We start from the raw sequence: 19,493 nt of genomic DNA, 5'->3' as shown, positions 1-19,493 counted from the left end.
AAACAACTACCATGCCAAACGAAAAATACGATTATTTGGTCAACTTGTTCAAAACCCCGAAAACCCCGCGGATAAATGTAGCGCTGGTCAGCACTTTTACTATGGGGTTCATTCTTGTGCTTGTTCGCCGGGAGCTTGTTTTCTTCACTTTTTCGTGTTCTTGCTTTGCTTTTTGCTGCGCTTCTTCGGTCTCGGCCTGCTCTATTTTTTTATTCAGTATCTCATAAGCACTTTCCCTGTCTACAATCTCGTTGTATTTTTTGACGAGTTTGGAATTATCTATGATCTCCCCAATCTCGGTATCCGTAAGAACATCCATACGGCTCATGGGCGCGCGGAGCATGGTTGCTGCCAGGGGGGTAGGACGCCCCTTTTCATTCAGTGCGGTGATCAGGGCTTCTCCCGTTCCGAGAGAGGTCAGCACCTCGGCGGTATCGTAATACTCGCTTATGGGATAATTTTCGGCAGTAAGTTTTATGGCTTTTCTGTCCTTGGCCGTAAAAGCCCTGAGGGCGTGCTGTATCTTCAGTCCCAATTGCGATAACACCGCGTCGGGCACATCGGTAGGTAGTTGGGTACAGAAATACAGTCCTACTCCTTTGGACCGTATCAGTTTTACGATACTTTCTATTTGATCCAGCAATGCATCGCTCGCTTCGTCAAATATCAAATGTGCCTCATCGATAAAAACAACCAGTTCCGGTCGTCCGGAATCTCCCTGTTCGGGCATGGTGTTATAGATCTCGGCCAAAAGGCTGAGCATGAAGGTAGAGAAAAGTTTAGGCTTATCTTGTATATCGGTAAGGCGGACGATGTTTATATACCCTCTGCCATTCTCATCCACCCGCATCAGGTCATCGATCTCGAAAGAGCGCTCCCCGAAAAAGAGTTCGGCCCCCTGCTGTTCCAGTTCCACCAGCTTGCGAAGGATGGCCCCTGTGGAAGCCGTGGATATCCTTCCGTATTCCTTTTCTATTTCTTCCTTCCCTTCTCCGGTGATATACTGCAATGTTTTCCTGAGGTCTTTAATATCCAGTAATGGCAGCCCATTATCATCGCAATATTTGAATACCACCGACAAGACACCGGACTGCACATCGTTCAGATCGAGCATCTTCGACAAAAGCACCGGTCCGAACTCTGAAACTGTGGCCCTTAAGCGAACGCCGTCCTGTTCGGAAAGTGTAAGCAATTCAACCGGGGAGCCCTTTGCTTCATAGGGCAATCCTATTTTTGCATGCCGGTCTTTAATAAAGTCGGCTTCTTCTCCCGGTTTGGCAATACCGCTCAGATCGCCCTTGATGTCCATTTGCAGTACCGGGATACCCTGTTGCGACAAGTGCTCGGACAAGATCTGCAATGTCTTTGTCTTTCCTGTTCCCGTGGCCCCGGCTATAAGGCCGTGGCGATTAAAGGTTTTCAGGGGCAGCTTTACATAGGCCTCTTTCACGGGACTTCCGTCCAGCATAGCCGACCCTATGATTATGGCATCGCCCTTAGTGGTATATCCTTCCTTAATATGATCGAAAAAAGTCTCTTCCGTGCTCATGCGATTTAAATTTTGAATAAAAATAAAGCATTTTTTTTGAAAGGGCACAATGCATTGCGCTGCTACATCGTATCTTTGCCCCATGATAAAAGAAGATGTTACAGGATTGGTGAACAAAGGGGAAATGCTTCCCCTCATGGAAGAATTCTACACCATACAGGGTGAAGGCTATCACAAGGGTACTGCTGCTTATTTCATAAGGGTAGGCGGTTGTGACGTGGGATGTCACTGGTGTGACGTAAAGGAAAGCTGGAATGCGGAAACACACCCGCCAACAGCCGTGGACAGCATAGTGGAAAATGCTGCAAAATATTCCGATACCATTGTAGTGACCGGCGGAGAACCCCTGACATGGAATATGGAACCGCTTACTTCGCGGTTAAAGGCCAAAGGGCTGAAAATACATATTGAAACTTCCGGAGCTTACCCTCTTACCGGGACCTGGGACTGGATATGCCTGTCGCCCAAAAAAATAAAACTTCCCACAGGGGATATTTATGAAAGGGCAGACGAGTTAAAAGTTATTGTATACAATCAGCACGATTTTAAATTTGCCGAGGAGCAGGCAGAAAAAGTCAATAAAGACTGTATCCTTTACCTTCAACCCGAATGGAGCCGGCGCGATAAGATGGTGCCGGAAATCGTAGACTTTGTCATGAAAAACCCGAAGTGGAAGGTTTCGCTGCAAACGCATAAATACCTGAATATCCCCTAGTTACCAGAATCCGATATTCAGCATTCAATTTTCTGGTTTCAGCATCCGGTCCCCGAACGGAGTTGAGAGCCCTCACCCCCTACTATACTTCCTGCGATAATCCTGCGGTGTCAGCCCGGTAACCCTTTTAAAGACTTTACGGAAGGTTTTCAGGTCGTTATACCCTACATCATATATCACTGAATTAATGCTTTCGGCACTTTTTTCCAGTGCCTTTTTTGCCGCTTCTATCTTTACCCGTTGCAGGTATTCCAGGGGTGTGTTCTGTGTAGCATTCTTGAATCTCCGGATAAAATTTCTCTTGCTCATGTTTGCCCTTTCGGCAATCTCTTCAATCGATATCGGGGTGTAGTAGTTCTTTTCTATATATTTTTGTGCTCCCAGTACTTCCTTATCGTCGTGCTGATGTTGTCCCTGGAACACGCTGAAGTGGGCCTGGTTCACCCGGTCCATGTCTATGGAGAACATTTTACTTACCTGTACGCCTGTTTCCCTTCCGCAAAATTTCTCCACCAGGTACAATATCAGGTTCAGCGAAGAAAAGGCTCCCCCGCTCGTATAAACACCTTCCTGGTCTGTAATAACCATATCGGGCATCAGGTCAATGTCCTGGTAGCGTTGCCGCATGTCCGGAATGGCCAGCCAGTGCGAGGTACAGGGTTTTCCTGACAAGAGGCCTGCTTCAGCCAGAAAATAACTGCCGAAACAAAGGCTGGCTACTTCTGCCCCTTTTTCCCTCATGGTACTTATCCAGTTTACAAGGCCCCTGTTCTTTTCCAGTACGGCCCCTGCATCACCGTTAAATGCAGGTACGACGATGAGATCAGTCTGTTTGACCTCGGCCAGTGTCCTGTGGCAGATAAAACGGGCCGGGGCGAACAACTGTATATTCTTTGCCTTTTCACTGACCAGCTCCAGTTTAAAAGGCCCGGGGTTTCCCGAGGCTTCCATAAACCTGTTCGTACCGATAAAAATATCGACCGCCCCTGAGAGGGCAGACAATACGGCATCTTCATAAACGAGGAGAGATATTTTTTTCATTGTGTTTTTTTTATGGTTATCACTAATGCACTAATATTTTTTAGATAAAACCTGAATGCACCTATCACAACATAACTATCTTCCTTATACAGCAGTTCTGCCATAAACATCTGTGAATTAGCGACTTTAATCAAAAATACACTTTTTTTGTCACAAATCCCCCCTCAATATGGCAATTATGCACTTTATGATTTCCCGCTTTCTTTCCGAGATTTGTACAAACACTAAAGCCTATCATCATGAAAATGCAATTGTTAGCACAGTTCGACCTCCATCACAGGTTATATAATAATGTGCTGGAGGACCTGACTGACGAGGAAACCAATAAGAGGATCAACGGTAACACTCAGATGAACCACATCAAGTACCTGGCGGGGCACCTGCTCAATGCGCAATATGGCCTGGCCTTTCTGAGCGGAGTGCCTGTCGAAGTAAAATGGGACGATCTATTTGCCGGACCAGGCAAGACCAAAGCCAAAGATAATTTTCCGTACCCGGATATAGAAGATATTAAAAAAGAATGGAATGACATACACCATGAGATCCGGAACGGATTGAGCCAACTAAGTCCGGATATGTTAGACAACCTGCCTCCGGCCCCTTTAAACAACGTTATAGAAAACTCTCCCCTAAAAGGTCTCTTTAACAATTCCGTTGCCGGCTTGTGGGCTTTCTTTAACCATCACCAGGCCTATCATATCGGCCAGATCGGTATTCTCAGGCGTGGCCTGGGCAAACCCGCGATGCACTACAATGAAACCGGGATTTACAGCAGTGAAAACAAATAAAGTAACCCATAAAAATTTTAATCATGAAAACAGTAAACATCTATCTGAATTTTGAAGGCACCACCGAAGCGGCCTTTAATTTTTACAAATCCGTCTTCGGCGGTGAATTTATGGGCGGGATCATGCGCTATAAAGACTTTCCGCCATCTGAAGATATGCCACCTCTTTCTGAAGCAGAGAAAAATCTCGTAGGGCACGTTTCCCTTCCGCTGGGCAAACAAATACTCATGGGAACGGACATTGTGGAATCCCTGTGTAACGGCCATAAAACGGTAATGGGTAACAATGTCCTTCTCACCCTGGAGACCGATAGTATTGAAGAAACCGAAACCCTTTTCGGTAAATTATCCGAAGGAGGCCAGCCCCTAATGCCCCCGGCAGAAACATTCTGGGCAGAAAAATTCGGCTCCTGTACCGATAAATTCGGGGTACACTGGCAGCTCAATTATACCGGGAGTAAAGCACCGGAGCAGATGTAAACAGGTGGTCGGTATTCGGTAATCAGTGGTCGGTATAGCGGTATGGTATAATTTGACACCCCGACCACTGATTACCGATTACCAAAATTAATTGTTAACTTACTAAACTAAAATCATGGAAAAATTTCAGATCGCCATTGATGCGCCCCGGGAAAAGGTCTGGGACGTACTTTGGGACGAAGCCACCTACCCGGTATGGACCGCTCCTTTCAGTGAGAGCTCTCAGGTACAGACCGACCAGTGGGAAGAAGGCAGCAAAGTACTTTTTATTGACGGGAACTCCGGCGAAGGCATGGTCTCCGTAATAGCAAAGAACATCCCCGGAGAATTCATGTCCTTCCGGCATATCGGCATACTTAAGAACGGTGTGGAGGACACGGAAAGCAAACAGGCCAAAGAATGGAGCGGGGAAGAGAACTACACGCTGAAAACCGTAAAGGGAAAAACCGAACTGACCGTAGACATGGACATCGACGAACAGTATAAAAGCATGTTCGAAAATATTTGGCCCAAAGCCCTTCAAAAGGTAAAGGAACTGGCCGAAGGGTAAATTCATACAGATATCGTACCTCCTGAAAATTCCAACCAAAAAGCAATGGACCCCGTAGAAAACCACAAAAACATTCCTCCGGAAGAACCTGCTTCCAGGACTTCCATCTGGCAGAAACTCAAAGGCGCCATCATAGGTACGGAAGCCGACTATACGAAAGTAAGCCTGAAAAAGGCCATCTTTCTACTGGCCGTACCCATGATACTCGAACTGGTCATGGAATCCACTTTTGCAGTGGTAGATATATACTTTGTAGGCAAACTTGGCCCTTCCGCAGTGGCCACCGTAGGCCTTACGGAAACCTATCTGTTCCTCCTCTACTCCATAGCCATGGGACTATCTATGGCCGTTACCGCCATTATTGCCAGGAGGATCGGGGAAAAGAAAAAGGAAGATGCAGGGGTGTCTGCCATACAGTCTATCTTTATCGGGCTGCTGGCTTCCCTTCCCTTTGCGGTCGGCGGGATCTTCTTTTCAAAGGAACTGCTCACACTTATGGGCGGTGATCCGTGGAGCCTGGAACACGGATACAGGTATACGCAATGGATGCTGGGCGGCAATGCCGTGATTATGCTGTTGTTTGTGATTAATGCTATTTTCCGTGGTGCAGGCGATGCGGCCATTGCCATGCGTATCCTCTGGATATCCAACGGGATTAATATGATCCTGGACCCCATGCTGATCTTTGGGTGGGGGCCCATACCCTCCATGGGGATAGAAGGAGCCGCAATAGCCACAAACATCGGACGGGGGATCGGGGTACTCACCCAATTGTGGCTTCTTTTTAAAGGTGGAAAACACATTCGCGCCAAACTCTCCCAGCTATACTGGAACACCGCAATGATACGGAACATACTCCGTACTTCTCTGGGAGGGATAGGGCAAATGATCGTAGCCATGACCTCCTGGATCTTTCTCATGCGTATCCTTGCAGATGTAGGCAGCGAGGCCGTGGCAGGGTCTACCATTGCACTGCGCATTATGATGTTTACCCTTATGCCGGCGTGGGGGCTCTCCAACGCGGCTGCAACACTGGTAGGTCAGAACCTGGGTGCGGGAAATCCGGAACGCGCGGAATCTGCCGTATGGAAAATAGGTTTTTACAATATGATCTTCCTGATCGGGGTATCCGTGGTTTACTTTTTCTTTAATCAACCATTGATGAGCCTGTTCACAGACAACACCAGGGTCATTGCCATCGGGGGCGAATGGCTTCGCATCCTCTCCTATTCCTATTTCGTATACGGCTGGTGGATGGTATCTGTCCAGGCTTTTAACGGTGCAGGCGATACGAAGACCCCCACCAAGATCAATCTCATTTTTTTCTGGCTCATCCAGATACCATTGTCCTATTTATTGGCCATTACCCTGGGCTGGGAACATTCCGGCGTGTTCTGGAGCGTGTTTGTTTCCGAAACTGCCGTAGGGCTGTTTACACTGTGGTTGTTTAAAAAGGGAAAATGGAAAACCGTACAGGTATAGGAGATATCGGGATAAATGTCCATGAAATGATACTATCCTGTCTCACCTACACTACAGGCCTGGAGTATAAATCTCACTTCATCAGTAAAGCATAAAAAAATGGAAACAAAAACAACAAAAACCACCTTAATGGAAGCCTTTATCTGGCTATATGATAATCATACAAAGTCATACCCGAACGCCATCGAAGGAATTTCGGATAAAGATGCCAATAACCGCTTAGGCACTAAGGCAAACCATATGGCCTGGATCGCCGGCAGCCTCGTTCAGGAAAGATTCGCATTAGCCAATGCAATAGGCATTACACAGAAACAGACCTCAAATGAACTATTTCAGGATCACAAGGGAATACAGGATGGCATAACCTACCCGTCGCTGGCTGAATTTAAAAGTGACTGGGAGCAGATCAGCCCTGCATTGCGGAATGTTCTCACTCAACTGGGAGAGGAGCAACTAAATGCCGAGGATCCTTTTGGAATACCCGGAGGAGATTATACCTTGTTTGATCTCATTGGCTTTATCATAGACCGTGAATCGTATTGTATCGGCCAGATTGGGCTGTATCGCCGCCTTCTTGGATATGAAGCGATGAAGTGGACATAAACCTGAGGATCTCCACTTTAGAGAAAAAGCTATACAAACTGTTTTTCAACAACTTCTAAATATTAAAAACTCATGAACCTTCAAAATAAAAATGCAGTGATCTACGGTGCCGGACCTTCTTTGGGAGGTGCCGTTTCAAAAGCATTTGCCAATGCCGGGGCCAGAGTATTTGTTACCAATCACAAACTGGAAACTGCCCGGAAAATAGCAGATGAGATCAACCGGGCGGGGGAAAATGCGGAGGCGGCAGAAGTAGACGCAATGAACGAGGATGCCGTTAACCGTCATTTGGATGATATGATACGTACTGCGGGGACTGTTGACATTTCGTTCAATGCCATCAACTTACAGGATACGCAAAACATTCCCCTGATAAATATGTCCCTTACCGATTTTGAGCGCCCGGTAAACATTGCTACAAAAGCCCATTTTTTAACCGCAATTGCTGCGAGCCAAAGAATGACAACACAAAAATCGGGGATTATCCTTTCACTGACCGCAACCTCCGGGGGGATCGGATATCCTAATGTAGGTGGTTTTGGTCCTGCCTGTGCTTTTATAGAATGTTTTTCGAGAAACCTCGCCTGTGAATTAGGCCCTCACAATGTTCGCGTGGTCAATATCAGGTCTGCCGGCTCACCCGATTCCAGGCCTTTCAGGGAAGCTGCGGAAAAAAATCCCGAAGCGATGGAAGGTATGCTGAACAAACTGAAAGACGACACTATGTTAAAACAACTCCCCGTAATGGAAGACATATGCAATACTGCTGTGTTCCTGGCTTCCGAAAAAGCAGGGAAGATCACAGGAGTTACCATCGACCTGACCGTCGGCACCACCACAGCCCTAAACTATAAGCCCACCAATATTGCATTCTAGGCAAATAGTGAAAATTATAAGTATCTTTATATTAAAATTAACAACACCACATTTTCAAAAACAAACCATAAATCCAAAACAAATATGGAAACATCTAAAAAAACCTCAAAAAAAATGTTCTGGACCGGAAGGATCATCAGTATATTACTTATCCTCTTCCTGCTCCTGGATGCCATTATGAAGATCGTTAAAGCTACTCCGGCCGTAGAAGGTTCAATAGCCCTCGGCTATCCGGAAAGTGCCGTAGTGCCTATGGGTATTATTTTACTTATCTGTACCATCTTTTATATCGTTCCAAGAACTTCGATACTGGGAGCCATTTTACTTACGGGCTACCTGGGTGGCGCCACGACTACACATTTCCGGGTAGGCGAACCTGTCTGGTTTGCCGTCATCTTCGGAATACTGGTATGGCTCGCATTATATTTTTGCGATGAACGCCTGCGCACCCTTATCCCTTTCCGGAAAAAGGACACGGACAGGAATGACAATACAGTAGAATAACAGATTTACACACCAATTTCCGGGCAAACACCCGGTGTCTATTCAATTCACATCAAACTAAAATCAGGAACCATGAAAAAAGTAAGCATTCTTATCGCGGCCTTTGTTATACTGACCGCTTTCAGTCCCAATGACACCATCCGCGTCGATAATCGGGAAAATCCTGTTGAGATAACCTTCAAAAATGACAAACAGGCCCTGCTCGACTATTTTAAAGAGACCAACAAAAACCTGTTGAAAAATGTAAAAGGACTGAGCAGCGAACAGCTGCAATACAAGGCATCACCGGAAAAATGGTCGGTGGCCCAGTGCCTGGAACACATCATCCTCACCGAAGAATACATTTTCGGCATGGTGGAAAAACTGATGCAGGAGCCCGCCAATCCGGAGCGAAAAGAAGAGATAAAGATCTCCGGAGAGGACCTGATCAAAGGGATGACCGACCGTAGCAATAAGGCAAAAGCCCCGGAAGAAATACAACCTTCCGGTAAATATACCGATGTCAAAGAGGCTATCAAGGCCTTTGAGAAACAGCGTGCCGGGATACTGAAATATATTAAAAATGCCAAAGTCGAAGACATGCGCAACCATGTTACCGATTCGCCTTTCGGTGCTATCGATGGTTACCAGTTTGCACTGTTTATAGCATCGCACACCGCCAGGCACACACTCCAGATCGAGGAAGTAAAAGCCGACGCCGGTTTCCCTTCTGAATAGATTATACCGTGATCGCCTTACTGAGGTAATTGCGGAATGGAAGTAATTTCCTGTATACCGAGATCACTTCTTCCATAAACCCGGGAGAAGTGATCTCTTTTTCTGAAAGTTCATGGACCACCACATAGCTTTTGTAGCGCAGCAGCTCTATCTGGGGATGGTCTTTGGTATATCCTTTGGGATTGCCTTTGAGGCGGTCGTCATACAATCCTCCGCCAAACAGTTTTTTAAAAGACGGCTTTCCCAGTATTTTCCGGAGTTCTTCCCCGTCATAATCAATAGCGTCCCGGATACTCGCCAGGATATTCTTCTCCGGTCGGTAGAAACCACCGGCAATAAAACTTTCGGAAATACCGAGGTGTATATAAAACTCACTTTTAACCGGGGATTTGTCCAGCACCGCACCAAAATTGTCTTTATATACGGGCTTGTTGGGATGATACAGGAGGTTGTTATTGATCCTGTTCAGTGCCTTTCCGGCCGGGGTGTGCTCATAATCGGGGTCTGTGGCAGACAATTCCGCATCCAGCGTTTCCAGCCATTTTTTATAAGAATCCCGAACCGTATGATATTCTTTCCGGTGGGCATCCATCCATTCTTTATGATTATTAGTATTCAGGTCCCGGAGAAACCGGAACAATCGGGTAAAATCCATGGTACAAAATTTAAGGTTTAAACAGCTATGGACCCATAGCCGCATTTTGTCCCGGAAGATAATAAAAAAACAGAAGGTATCAGAATCCGTACTTCAGGCCCAAGGAAAAATAGGGAGCAGCGGTAAAACGAGGATCCCTTTTCTCATCATCGCTTTTAAAAACGGATTTTAAGTTTCTTTCCTGGTAATACGCATTGCGGCCGGCCGAAATACCTGCAGTAGCCGAGATAGAAAATGATTTGTTAATCATAAACTCGGGTTGAAGGCCTGCCACAAAGTATGAATGTGTAAACATCATCTTTTTACCGTTAATTTTTTCTAATGCAAGTGCCCCGTTGAGTTCTGCTATTAGTTTTAACATGAATTTTTCGCGTAGCTGCACCCCTGCTGAAACGGCAAGCCCGTTCATAGCGGAGGCTTTGAGTTCATAACGCCCGTTTAATTCCCAATTAAAGTAAATTCCGGGAAAGACCATGGGATATCCAAGCAAGGTATTGATAACAGGGCCCAACCCTAAATCCAGATTATCCTTTAAATGCCATATAAATATCACACCGCCATTGCCGAGGACATTATTTAATCCCACATCCGACACCTCAGTATGACTGGTATAAACCCCGGCACCCAGCATGGCCAGGATAGACCATCTTTCGCTAATGGGCCTCATATGGAACAGGCCTATCTGCGCATTCATTATTTCATCCGGGCCAAGAGCCCTGTCCATATTTTCGTTATTAAAGGAAGTATAACTTCCTCCTATGCTCATACCCCATACCGTAGGCCGGTTGTTTTCATTCATCTTTACCGAAAAGGGGATTCTGGCATTTACCGAAAATATTTTTGCATCTCCTTTGCCTCCTGTTTTTTTGTTGTCCTCATCCCTGAAACCGGAAGATCCTATATATTCTGTTCTCAGTTCTACCTGGGCATTTAACCTGGCCCCGAACAACAGGGTTAACAGAAGAATATAAAAAAGTCTTATCACTGTTATCATTAGTATTGCTTTTAATGGTTAAAATCTCATCCCGTATGGATTTGACACCGCAAATATTAGCTGTCATGCCTATTTAGTAAAATACAATTGACGAATGGCAATACGGCTTTGACAAACAGTAACAGACCAATAGTATTATCTGTTAATTTTGCAATATGAAAGCCCATAATGGGCATTTAAAAAAGAATGGCCAATATCAATCGACATAACCAAAGCCAGGTCAATGGCTTATGAATTTTTGTATAGATGAAAGATTATTTTTTTAAAAGTTATAACCGGGTCATTATCCTCATCTGGGCGATCATTGTTTTCCTGGTCTGGGTACAGTTCAAGGATCATTTCCCGCCTCTGCCGGCCCTTTTATTGATCGCATGTATTTTTATACCGACTATCCTGATCTCCTATTTTTTGAGCAACCGCCCGTTACAAAAGGCGATGTACCATAAAAAAATGAATGTTTTTCTCGGTTGGTTCATAGGGCTGTCCATACTTCTTTCATTTATAAATGCACTGACTTTCCAGGGGTTTATGCTATTGGAAGAAAAAGGTTTTTTCACCTCCTCACAATGGATATATAGAGATTCCCTGCTATTAGAATTTATAGGTGAATTACCAACTCCTCTCATCGTTAACCTCGGTTTTTGCGGATTGCGGTTTTATTACGAATACACCAAGCTGCAGGAGACACATTTAAGGAGCCAGTTACAAATTCTCCAGGAACAGATCAATCCGCATTTTATGTTCAATGTGTTGAACCACATTCACATTCTGATGCAAAAAGATGTGGAGCTGGCTTCTACCCTGCTGATCAAATATTCGGATATACTCCGTTACCAGCTTTATAACGGCAAAAAGAAATCGGTATCCTTAAACCAGGAAGTACAATTTCTCCGGGATGTCATTGAGGTGGAAAAAATGAGGTGGGGAGATGCGTTAAAGGTGCATTGTACCTGGGAGATCAAAGACGGGGAAAAAGAAATACAGCCTTTGTTGTTCATCACTTTTATAGAAAATGCATTTAAACACGTTTCCCGCTCCCTGTCGGAAAAAGGATATATCAATGTGCTTGCGGAACAAAAACGGAATTCGTTTTACCTGGAAGTAGAAAATTCAAAATCGACACAACAGCTACAAAAGAAAAATGCTTCCGCCTCGGGGCTGGGTTTGAAAAACATAAAGGAACGCCTGGATATCCTCTATCCTGGAAATCACAAACTACATATCAGGGAAACAGACCTGGCCTATACCATTCAATTAAACATTACATTATAGATCATGGAAGAACAAGCCGTAAACCCCGCTGACAACACCGTTTTAAAATGCCTGGTAACGGACGATGAGCCCATAGCCAGGGACGGGATCATTTCCTATATTGACAAACTGGACTTCCTGGAGGTCGCCGGGGTCTGTTCTTCTGCTATCGAAGCGGCCGAACACACCAAAAATAACGTCATAGACCTTATGTTCCTCGACATTCAAATGCCTAACCTCTCGGGGCTGGAATTCCTGGAATCCATGGATACTCCTCCCCTGACCATTTTAACCACGGCCCATTCGGAATATGCCCTGGAAGGTTTTAGACTGCAGGTGGTGGACTACCTGTTGAAACCCATTACGTTCAAGCGTTTTTTCCAGGCTTCATTAAGGGCCAGGGAGATCTTTAATTTACGGAATAACGGTGAAGACCCCGGTTCCCCGATGTACGTACGCCAGGGAGATTCTTTTATGAAGATCGCATGGCTCGATATACTGTATGTGGAAAGCATGCAAAATTACCTGAAATTGCACTTCAGGGATAAAGTCCTGGTCATACATCAAACCATGACTTTCCTTGAGAACATACTTCCCAAAGATTCTTTTTTCAGAATACACAAATCATACCTGGTACACCTTTCACACATTGATTTGATAAAAGGAAATCGCGTTTACATTAATCATAAGGCACTTCCTGTTTCCAGGCAGCGAAAAGATGAGTTTTTAAATACTGTGGTGTACAAGAATCTGATGAGTAAATGATATCCCGGCCCGTTATCCGGAAAAAATACCTGAAACCGGGGATTGCAGGAAAGCATTCTACACCCTACTTTTGTATACACTCAACACCTGGCACTTAACCGTAAGTTTATCTTTTTACTTTAAATACTGAACAATTGATACGAGTTTATATCACTGACGATCACCCGATTGTACTGGAAGGGATCAAAAACCTGCTATCTGCGAGAGACGAGATCGCCCTGACAGGGATTTTTCAAAACAGCAAGGATACGATGGATGCGCTTTCGCGGGAAGTACCGGACCTGTTACTGCTGGACATCAACCTGCCGGATATCAGCGGTATTGAATTGAGCAAACAGATCCGGGATATCTATCCCGACCTGAAGATCATCGTATTGAGCGTACACAACGAAAAAGCGGTGATAGGAAGCGTTCTGCAAAACGGTGTCAACGGGTATGTCCTTAAAAATTCCATCGGGGACGAGATCATCGAGGCCATTCACCAGGTCCTTGAAGGCCACATTTATATGTGCAAACAATCCAAAGAAATATATCACAACCAGGACAATAACGGCCTGGATACCATCCCTAAGATAACCCGCCGGGAAAAGGAGATCCTGCAACTGGTTACCGAAGGCCTTACTTCTTCGCAAATAGCGGAAAAACTCTTTATCAGCCCGCATACCGTGGAAACCCATCGCAAAAACCTGATGGAGAAGTTCGACGTGAACAACATGACGGCCATTATAAAATATGCCACGGAGTTTAAACTGCTTTGATCTGTCTCTCCCGAAGAAATCTTATTCTGTTTCCGGAACACCAAAGAACTATTCGTGAGCCATGGAACATTCCACGGTAACCGTTGTACCGGAGCCCTTTTCGGAAAGCACATCCAGGTTGCCGCCCAGGAACTCCACCCTGGCCCTGATATTGGTCCAGCCCGCACTTTGTTTTGCTTTTATCTCACCTTTGTCAAAACCGATGCCGTCGTCTTCAACGGTGAGGAATATTTTATCTTCCACCTGCTGTAACTGTACATAAATAAGGGAAGCCCGGGCGTGCTTCATGGCATTGTTTGCCAGTTCCTGCATAATGCGGTAAAGGACCATCTGCCGGGAATGGTCCATATCGTTGGTGTAATGGAATACCTGACACTCTATATTCACCCCGGAGGTCCTGAGCCGCTGGCAATATTCGCGGATGGCTTCTCCCAATCCGTATCTTATGAGTATCTCAGGCATCATACTATGGGCTATGCGGCGCAATTCGTTTACGGCATCGTCCAGATGTTCCATGGTCTTGTTCATAAGCTCGCGGCTCTCCGCTTTGATCAGGACGGTCTTTATGGTGGACATCTCTATTTTGATCCCAGAAAGCAGGCCTCCCAGGCCGTCGTGTAAGTCACGCGCCAGGCGGCTGCGTTCCTGTTCCTGTCCTTCGAGCATGGCCGAAAGCAGGGAAATACGACTTTTCTGTTCTATCTTACTGACCTCCATTTTGTGTAACTGCTTCTGCTGTTTCATAGCCCTGGTCCTTTGTTTATTGGCATAAACCAGGATAATAACCGCAATAAAACCTACGAGAGCCAGCCCGATATACAATTGGTTCAGTTTTTTGCCGTATATGATCTTTTCCTGCAATACGGCCAGTTCCCTTTCTTTTCTGCTGGCTTCGTATTGTGCTTCCAGTTTTTGGGCAAGCGTCATTTTTTCCAGGTCAAAAAGACTGGTATATTCGGCAATATACTGTTTGTAATAGCGCAGGGCTTCTTTCACATTGCCCTGTTTTTCCCGGATCAATGAATAATACCAGGATATCAGGGCCTTTATTCCGTGGTCTTCGGCCGGTTCCTGGTGAATGGCCATAATCGCATTCCCGATAAGGAGGTCTGCCCTGCCGTAGTCTTCTTCCGCGATAGCATATTCGGCAAGCATTAAATAGCTCCTTGCCAAAACACGGTTTGCCCCGGTTTTGATCCCTTCCTCTATGGCGGTGTCCAGGTAATTCAAAACCGTGTCCTTCCGGGACACAGGCATCTCTTTTAAATGTACCTTAGCAAGGTTATATGCAGCAACGGGCAGCCGGGTAAGGTGTACGACCCGGTCCCTGTTCTTCTTTAAAACGGATATGGAGTATTTGTAATAGTAAAGGGCCGAATCCAGCATAATCTGCCTGGAAGTGTCTTTTTTATACCGGTTTATAAAGCTGTTTGCCTTGCTGTGGGCCGCGGCAGTCTGTATGTCGGGATCATTGCTCTTCACCGCTTCCGACCAGCACAACCCGGCATATTTTTCCTCGTTGTGTGTATCGGCCCATTGGCTGTATATATCGGCCATTCCCGCATATATACTGCTTTTATAAGCGTAGGCTTTTTCTTTTTCCGTCAGGCGGAGCCCTTCCAGAAAACCGGCTATGGCCTCCCGGAACTTATTATCCCGAAGGTTTATCCTTCCCCGGGTATACTGTACATATCCACGGATCGTATTGTTCCGGGTGCGACTGCTGTAATACAGGGCACTGTCCAGGCTGTTCTTTGATCTCAGGAACTCCTGGTCATCCGCATATTGCCCGGCGAGGATCGCATACAGGTAGGCTTTGTACTCCCCGTCTTCCAGTTTTTCCGATAGTTGTATCGCCTTTCCGAGGATCGTATAGGCTTCCTTCTGGTCTTTCCTGTAATAGATAATACGGGCCAGCTTGCCCATAGCCATCACCTGCTCCTGTACCGGAAGGTCCTTGCGGGCGAGTACCAGCCTCAGCGAATCTTCTACAATATGTGCTCTTGCCGGGAAAAGACCTGCAACGAAACAAAGTCCTACCGAGAGCACATAGATCAAAAGTTTCCTGTGGAACGGAAAATAAAGGGGGTTACCGATCATTGTGATATATTAACTTCTGTTCAACATAAATCAATAGTCCAAAGACGTCACTTCGAGTAGGTGGTAGTTCAGAACACCCAAGTGTATTAAAATACCGTATCGAGAAGTGCTTGAACGCAAGGTCTTGATACACTGCTCCTGCGTCGCAGCTCCCGACCTGATGATAAAAAATTATTCTTATGTCGAACCAGGGTTATATTAGACATACTCCATCGCTGGTATAGCAGACAGAAATACAAATGTAACATGGTGTTTTCGAAACCACAATCCCTGAAAACTGGGATTTTGCAATGGAGCCTCTTTAACGGAGATGTACACAGGTCAGGGCCCGGCTTCCGGTATGGTAAAAGGCCCCTGATCTATGGGAGTCCCCACGGTAAAACGACGGGTTTTTAATTTTACGGTATACTTTTCCTTTTTCGTTTCTTTTTCCAGTATCATACTTCCCGGGGCGGCAAACCTTTCATCGGACGGCATTTCACTGAACCCCCATTTCCTTCCACCGGACCAGAGTACTTCTATGCTACCGTCCGGGTATGTCCACCGTACAGTGGGCTGCCCCTCGATCTCTCCTTCAGACCTTTCGGCGTTCAAAGCATCTTCTGGTTCCATTTCTTCGGTGTCCGGAGTTTCGGCCAAGGGCCGGAAAGGAAGCCCGAAGGCTTCAGGAATACCCTGTTCTTCTTCGGTGACGGTTTTCTCTGCCAGGTCGTATATCACGGTTTTACCCGGGACCTTAACCGTAAGCTCACCAGAATATACAAGGGTAAACCGGCATTCTCCCGGGTTGTAATAATGCCCGGTTGCACGGTATCCCCAGGATTCTTTGCGAAAGGCAACCTGCTGTGCAGTAATGGCGAGTTGATAACGCCTTACCCCCAGTTTCTTCACCTCCTCTTCCGAAAGTCCGCTGACCTTTTTACCAAGCGATCTGCATATTTCCACATTATCGCGATATTGTTTCCGGACAGCATTTTCCCCGTCCATGAAGGTTTCAGAAATCTGGTCTACGTAAATATCGGGAATGGTGTTTTCAGAACTGCATCCTAAAACGGCCAGGAAAAGTAACGGCAAGAGCAGGGGTACCCGGACAAAAAAACGGAAGAGAACCGTCGTTTTAACGGTTTTACACAAATTATTTCCTTTATGGTCACAGTTATCCACGGGCTAAAATTATTCCTTTTTCGAATAATACACAACTGCAATGGAATACCTGTAACCCAAAGAAATCCCGGTTTTCCACTATTTCGTTATTGTAACTCAAGATCGTACTTTTGTGGTTTGTGCTACAAAAACCTGCATTCATACAGGATTGGGCACCTCAACTATTTACTTTTATTGAACAGGGAATGAACAGATATTCTTTTAATTTTCAGAATGGAAAGTCTTCCAGATACTTACTCTTTGGGTTCCTCGGGGCTATTGCCGGTGTATCTTTATTTATAGCATCGGATGTCGTGAAGTTTATAGATTCTACAACCTTGGGTACGATACTTATTATCCTTACCCTTTTCGTCCCCATAGGAACCGGCCTTTATTTTTTTATTAAACACGGTAAGGCCAAAGATATCATCACAACCGACGACACGGGATTTACTTCAAAACATTACGGGAGGGTAGCATATGCCGATATTGTAAAAATATACAATTTCGGTCCGCTGGGAGCACCGCCGCCTTCGTTAAAGATGAGATTGAGATCCGGCAAAAAACTGGCCTGGTTCCTCACCAGGGAAGGCAGTAAGTACAATAAACCGGAAGACGCCGAAATCTTTGAAGGCTTTATCCTGGAGCTATCTCAAAGGCTCGAAAAAGTCCATGGAGAAGAACGCGAAGAGCTTCCCGAAACCCGGGGAACATCCGGAATAGAAAAGACCACAGAAGAAACGGGGGTTCAGGACGAAACTCCCGACAGGCAGATCAAAAAGGTAATCCGCCGAAATAACAAAGGGGTGTGGACCATCCCTCTCGGACTTGCATTCGGATTGCTTGCCCTGGCCCGTACCTGTGGCGATGACTGGTTTAAGCAGAAAGATCCCGATTTTATCAAAATAATGCAGGACAACAAGGAGTTGCACGATACTTACCTGAAGGAAGCAAAACACATCGTAAATGAAAAACTAAAAACGGAAGGAAGGCTTTTTCTCTATACCAATGATATGGATGCGAAACTCACCCTGCTCCCGCCGGTTCGCTATGACAACCCTTTGGGGATCCCGGCATTCCAATACAACAATGCCGTTAATGATCTGAGGGCCTTTATCCGCAACCCGGATTCGTTAAAACTTCCGCTGGTACTCATCACCGGCCAGAAGAATATCCGGGAACTAAAACCCGCACCGTGGAATATTACAGACAGTACGGACAAAGCGGTATTCTTCAGGATCTACGATCCCGAACACAGGATAAAACCCGCTTACGCTGCCAAAGAGATCGACAGCAGTGACTACCCGGTCCTGGACCTCACCTGGAAAGCCCCCCTTTACGATACCGTTCCGATTGCCAAATCAATTACCAGATCACTCCCGGGAATGGCCATGATGCTATCCCGGATAAAACATGGCTCACCCTCCTGTAAATTCTATATGGCGGCAAGAGAAAAGGACAGTATCACCGAAGGTCTGTTTAAACAATCGATAAAAGTCCTTAACAAACAGATGTACCGGGTAGAGGTAGACACTACGGCCTTTGTCCTGAAGGTCCAGGGGTCTTAGGGATCTCTGGGTTAATCTATCAAAACAATAATGTGTCATTAACGGACACAACATGTGCTGAAACCGTACAGTAACCACATCTCAAAACCACCATAACCGACTAAAATAAAGACCATTACACTTTTGGCATAATTATTCCTTATTACAATACAGGTGATTTAGACAGCACTTTCCGAAACAGTAAACCACAACAACCGATCGTGCCATAATATCAGAACCACAAATCACGATCATACCGTTCAGGTCCCGTTTTATTCCGATCAGCACAAAATACTGCCTCCGGGAAGAATCTCCATTGCAGCGTTGCCCGCTGTATATACATTTACGCTCTAATACAAACCCGATGAAACAGTTAGGGACTTCCTTATTTTTTATGTTCTTCCTTTTCGAAGCAGGATATCCGCAGGAGCCGGCTACGGAATGGAAAATGGCCAGGGATGAAAAAGACATTACCATCAGCTACCGGTGGGTCAGTATCCCGGACGGAAGGAAGGCAAGGGAAATGGAAGCCGTATTTATGATACATTCGGATATCGCCACGCTTATAGAGCAATTCACAAATGCCGAAAAATTCCTGCAATGGTCTGTAACGGCACACGACTGCGACATACAATTAAATTCTCCAACACAATGGCAGACCTATATACAATTTCGCCTTCCCTGGCCATTTCGCTCCAGGGACCTCATTACCCGAAACGAACTGACGGTCACCAGAAATGCCTCCATCATAAAAATGAACAGTACACCAAAGGCCAGGCCGGAATGGCAACATATAAAGCGGATCATGTCTTACCAGGCCACATGGAAGTTTATTCCGGTCCCCGACGGAAGAACAAAGGTGGTCCATCGGGCCATTACGGAAGATGAACCTGATTTTCCGAGAGCTTTCACAGACCCTGTGGTACAGGCCAAACTGATAGCGTCTGTTGAAAAATTGAGAAAACAAGTCCGGTAA

20 protein-coding genes are annotated in these 19,493 nt (G+C 45.7%); 14 read left to right on the top strand and 6 right to left on the bottom strand.

Annotated features, from left to right (window positions below; all coding sequences use genetic code 11):
* Window positions 1-31 precede the first annotated feature (31 nt).
* The gene (locus tag KN811_RS14750; protein ID WP_187966965.1) at window positions 32-1,549 is read right to left on the bottom strand and encodes a helicase HerA-like domain-containing protein; all 1,518 of its coding nucleotides are present in this window, start codon (window positions 1,547-1,549) and stop codon (window positions 32-34) included.
* A gap of 82 nt (window positions 1,550-1,631) precedes the next feature.
* On the opposite strand from KN811_RS14750, the gene KN811_RS14745 reads away from it, so the two are divergent.
* A complete protein-coding gene (locus tag KN811_RS14745; protein WP_187966964.1) occupies window positions 1,632-2,264 on the top strand; it encodes a 7-carboxy-7-deazaguanine synthase QueE in 633 nt (210 codons plus the stop codon).
* A gap of 72 nt (window positions 2,265-2,336) precedes the next feature.
* On the opposite strand, the gene KN811_RS14740 is transcribed toward KN811_RS14745, so the two are convergent.
* Window positions 2,337-3,305, bottom strand: a complete 969-nt coding sequence (locus tag KN811_RS14740) for a GlxA family transcriptional regulator (protein WP_187966963.1) — start codon at window positions 3,303-3,305, stop codon at window positions 2,337-2,339.
* A 239-nt stretch (window positions 3,306-3,544) separates the two neighbouring features.
* Here KN811_RS14740 and KN811_RS14735 point away from each other — a divergent pair, with 239 nt between their 5' ends.
* The 8 genes from KN811_RS14735 (at window position 3,545) to KN811_RS14700 (ending at window position 9,304) form a co-directional block, all read left to right on the top strand.
* Window positions 3,545-4,093 (top strand): DinB family protein, encoded by a 549-nt coding sequence (locus KN811_RS14735; protein WP_187966962.1) that lies wholly within the window; start codon window positions 3,545-3,547, stop codon window positions 4,091-4,093.
* A 23-nt stretch (window positions 4,094-4,116) separates the two neighbouring features.
* Window positions 4,117-4,572: a VOC family protein gene (locus KN811_RS14730; RefSeq protein WP_187966961.1), complete on the top strand. Its 456-nt coding sequence runs from the start codon at window positions 4,117-4,119 to the stop codon at window positions 4,570-4,572.
* A gap of 115 nt (window positions 4,573-4,687) precedes the next feature.
* A complete protein-coding gene (locus KN811_RS14725) occupies window positions 4,688-5,122 on the top strand; it encodes an SRPBCC family protein (RefSeq protein WP_187966960.1) in 435 nt (144 codons plus the stop codon).
* 45 nt (window positions 5,123-5,167) lie between these two features.
* Window positions 5,168-6,604, top strand: coding sequence for an MATE family efflux transporter (locus KN811_RS14720; RefSeq protein ID WP_187966959.1), 1,437 nt, complete (start codon window positions 5,168-5,170; stop codon window positions 6,602-6,604).
* A 99-nt stretch (window positions 6,605-6,703) separates the two neighbouring features.
* A complete protein-coding gene (locus KN811_RS14715) occupies window positions 6,704-7,207 on the top strand; it encodes a DinB family protein (RefSeq protein ID WP_187966958.1) in 504 nt (167 codons plus the stop codon).
* Between the two features lie 72 nt (window positions 7,208-7,279).
* Window positions 7,280-8,083, top strand: coding sequence for an SDR family NAD(P)-dependent oxidoreductase (locus tag KN811_RS14710; RefSeq protein WP_187966957.1), 804 nt, complete (start codon window positions 7,280-7,282; stop codon window positions 8,081-8,083).
* Window positions 8,084-8,167: 84 nt separating this feature from the next.
* A complete protein-coding gene (locus KN811_RS14705) occupies window positions 8,168-8,587 on the top strand; it encodes a DoxX family protein (RefSeq protein WP_187966956.1) in 420 nt (139 codons plus the stop codon).
* Window positions 8,588-8,659: 72 nt separating this feature from the next.
* Entirely contained in the window at window positions 8,660-9,304 is a 645-nt protein-coding gene (locus tag KN811_RS14700) for a DinB family protein (protein WP_187966955.1), read from the top strand.
* 1 nt (window position 9,305) lies between these two features.
* Here the strand turns inward: KN811_RS14700 and KN811_RS14695 are convergent, their stop codons facing one another.
* Together KN811_RS14695 and KN811_RS14690 are read right to left on the bottom strand one after the other, a co-directional pair.
* Window positions 9,306-9,959: a DUF2461 domain-containing protein gene (locus KN811_RS14695; RefSeq protein WP_187966954.1), complete on the bottom strand. Its 654-nt coding sequence runs from the start codon at window positions 9,957-9,959 to the stop codon at window positions 9,306-9,308.
* A 79-nt stretch (window positions 9,960-10,038) separates the two neighbouring features.
* The gene (locus KN811_RS14690) at window positions 10,039-10,953 is read right to left on the bottom strand and encodes a DUF6268 family outer membrane beta-barrel protein (RefSeq protein WP_216334865.1); all 915 of its coding nucleotides are present in this window, start codon (window positions 10,951-10,953) and stop codon (window positions 10,039-10,041) included.
* Window positions 10,954-11,199: 246 nt separating this feature from the next.
* Between KN811_RS14690 and KN811_RS14685 the strand changes: the two genes are divergently transcribed.
* The 3 genes from KN811_RS14685 (at window position 11,200) to KN811_RS14675 (ending at window position 13,727) form a co-directional block, all read left to right on the top strand.
* Window positions 11,200-12,225 (top strand): sensor histidine kinase, encoded by a 1,026-nt coding sequence (locus KN811_RS14685; protein WP_187966953.1) that lies wholly within the window; start codon window positions 11,200-11,202, stop codon window positions 12,223-12,225.
* 3 nt (window positions 12,226-12,228) lie between these two features.
* Entirely contained in the window at window positions 12,229-12,969 is a 741-nt protein-coding gene (locus KN811_RS14680; protein ID WP_187966952.1) for a LytR/AlgR family response regulator transcription factor, read from the top strand.
* A gap of 134 nt (window positions 12,970-13,103) precedes the next feature.
* A complete protein-coding gene (locus KN811_RS14675) occupies window positions 13,104-13,727 on the top strand; it encodes a response regulator (RefSeq protein ID WP_216334864.1) in 624 nt (207 codons plus the stop codon).
* 48 nt (window positions 13,728-13,775) lie between these two features.
* On the opposite strand, the gene KN811_RS14670 is transcribed toward KN811_RS14675, so the two are convergent.
* Both KN811_RS14670 and KN811_RS14665 read right to left on the bottom strand, forming a co-directional pair.
* Window positions 13,776-15,827 (bottom strand): sensor histidine kinase, encoded by a 2,052-nt coding sequence (locus KN811_RS14670; protein WP_187964783.1) that lies wholly within the window; start codon window positions 15,825-15,827, stop codon window positions 13,776-13,778.
* Between the two features lie 321 nt (window positions 15,828-16,148).
* Window positions 16,149-16,961, bottom strand: a complete 813-nt coding sequence (locus tag KN811_RS14665; RefSeq protein WP_187964782.1) for a hypothetical protein — start codon at window positions 16,959-16,961, stop codon at window positions 16,149-16,151.
* Between the two features lie 215 nt (window positions 16,962-17,176).
* Here KN811_RS14665 and KN811_RS14660 point away from each other — a divergent pair, with 215 nt between their 5' ends.
* Complete coding sequence (locus KN811_RS14660) at window positions 17,177-18,538, top strand: hypothetical protein (RefSeq protein WP_187964781.1); 1,362 nt, start codon at window positions 17,177-17,179, stop codon at window positions 18,536-18,538.
* Window positions 18,539-18,881: 343 nt separating this feature from the next.
* Window positions 18,882-19,493, top strand: a complete 612-nt coding sequence (locus KN811_RS14655) for an SRPBCC family protein (protein WP_187964780.1) — start codon at window positions 18,882-18,884, stop codon at window positions 19,491-19,493.

Source organism: Sinomicrobium weinanense (genome assembly GCF_018863395.1).
GTDB lineage: Bacteria > Bacteroidota > Bacteroidia > Flavobacteriales > Flavobacteriaceae > Sinomicrobium > Sinomicrobium weinanense.
Note: the sequence above shows the minus strand (reverse complement) of the source record. Positions and strands in the feature narration are given on the sequence as shown.

Coding starts and splice junctions, on each gene's coding strand:
- KN811_RS14685 (WP_187966953.1), top strand. CDS start 11,200: ATGAAAGATTATTTTTTTAAAAGTTATAACCGGGTCATTATCCTCATC.
- KN811_RS14680 (WP_187966952.1), top strand. CDS start 12,229: ATGGAAGAACAAGCCGTAAACCCCGCTGACAACACCGTTTTAAAATGC.
- KN811_RS14750 (WP_187966965.1), bottom strand. CDS start 1,549: ATGAGCACGGAAGAGACTTTTTTCGATCATATTAAGGAAGGATATACC.
- KN811_RS14725 (WP_187966960.1), top strand. CDS start 4,688: ATGGAAAAATTTCAGATCGCCATTGATGCGCCCCGGGAAAAGGTCTGG.
- KN811_RS14735 (WP_187966962.1), top strand. CDS start 3,545: ATGAAAATGCAATTGTTAGCACAGTTCGACCTCCATCACAGGTTATAT.
- KN811_RS14700 (WP_187966955.1), top strand. CDS start 8,660: ATGAAAAAAGTAAGCATTCTTATCGCGGCCTTTGTTATACTGACCGCT.
- KN811_RS14655 (WP_187964780.1), top strand. CDS start 18,882: ATGAAACAGTTAGGGACTTCCTTATTTTTTATGTTCTTCCTTTTCGAA.
- KN811_RS14690 (WP_216334865.1), bottom strand. CDS start 10,953: ATGATAACAGTGATAAGACTTTTTTATATTCTTCTGTTAACCCTGTTG.
- KN811_RS14730 (WP_187966961.1), top strand. CDS start 4,117: ATGAAAACAGTAAACATCTATCTGAATTTTGAAGGCACCACCGAAGCG.
- KN811_RS14670 (WP_187964783.1), bottom strand. CDS start 15,827: ATGATCGGTAACCCCCTTTATTTTCCGTTCCACAGGAAACTTTTGATC.
- KN811_RS14745 (WP_187966964.1), top strand. CDS start 1,632: ATGATAAAAGAAGATGTTACAGGATTGGTGAACAAAGGGGAAATGCTT.
- KN811_RS14715 (WP_187966958.1), top strand. CDS start 6,704: ATGGAAACAAAAACAACAAAAACCACCTTAATGGAAGCCTTTATCTGG.
- KN811_RS14705 (WP_187966956.1), top strand. CDS start 8,168: ATGGAAACATCTAAAAAAACCTCAAAAAAAATGTTCTGGACCGGAAGG.
- KN811_RS14695 (WP_187966954.1), bottom strand. CDS start 9,959: ATGGATTTTACCCGATTGTTCCGGTTTCTCCGGGACCTGAATACTAAT.
- KN811_RS14710 (WP_187966957.1), top strand. CDS start 7,280: ATGAACCTTCAAAATAAAAATGCAGTGATCTACGGTGCCGGACCTTCT.
- KN811_RS14660 (WP_187964781.1), top strand. CDS start 17,177: ATGAACAGATATTCTTTTAATTTTCAGAATGGAAAGTCTTCCAGATAC.
- KN811_RS14740 (WP_187966963.1), bottom strand. CDS start 3,305: ATGAAAAAAATATCTCTCCTCGTTTATGAAGATGCCGTATTGTCTGCC.
- KN811_RS14720 (WP_187966959.1), top strand. CDS start 5,168: ATGGACCCCGTAGAAAACCACAAAAACATTCCTCCGGAAGAACCTGCT.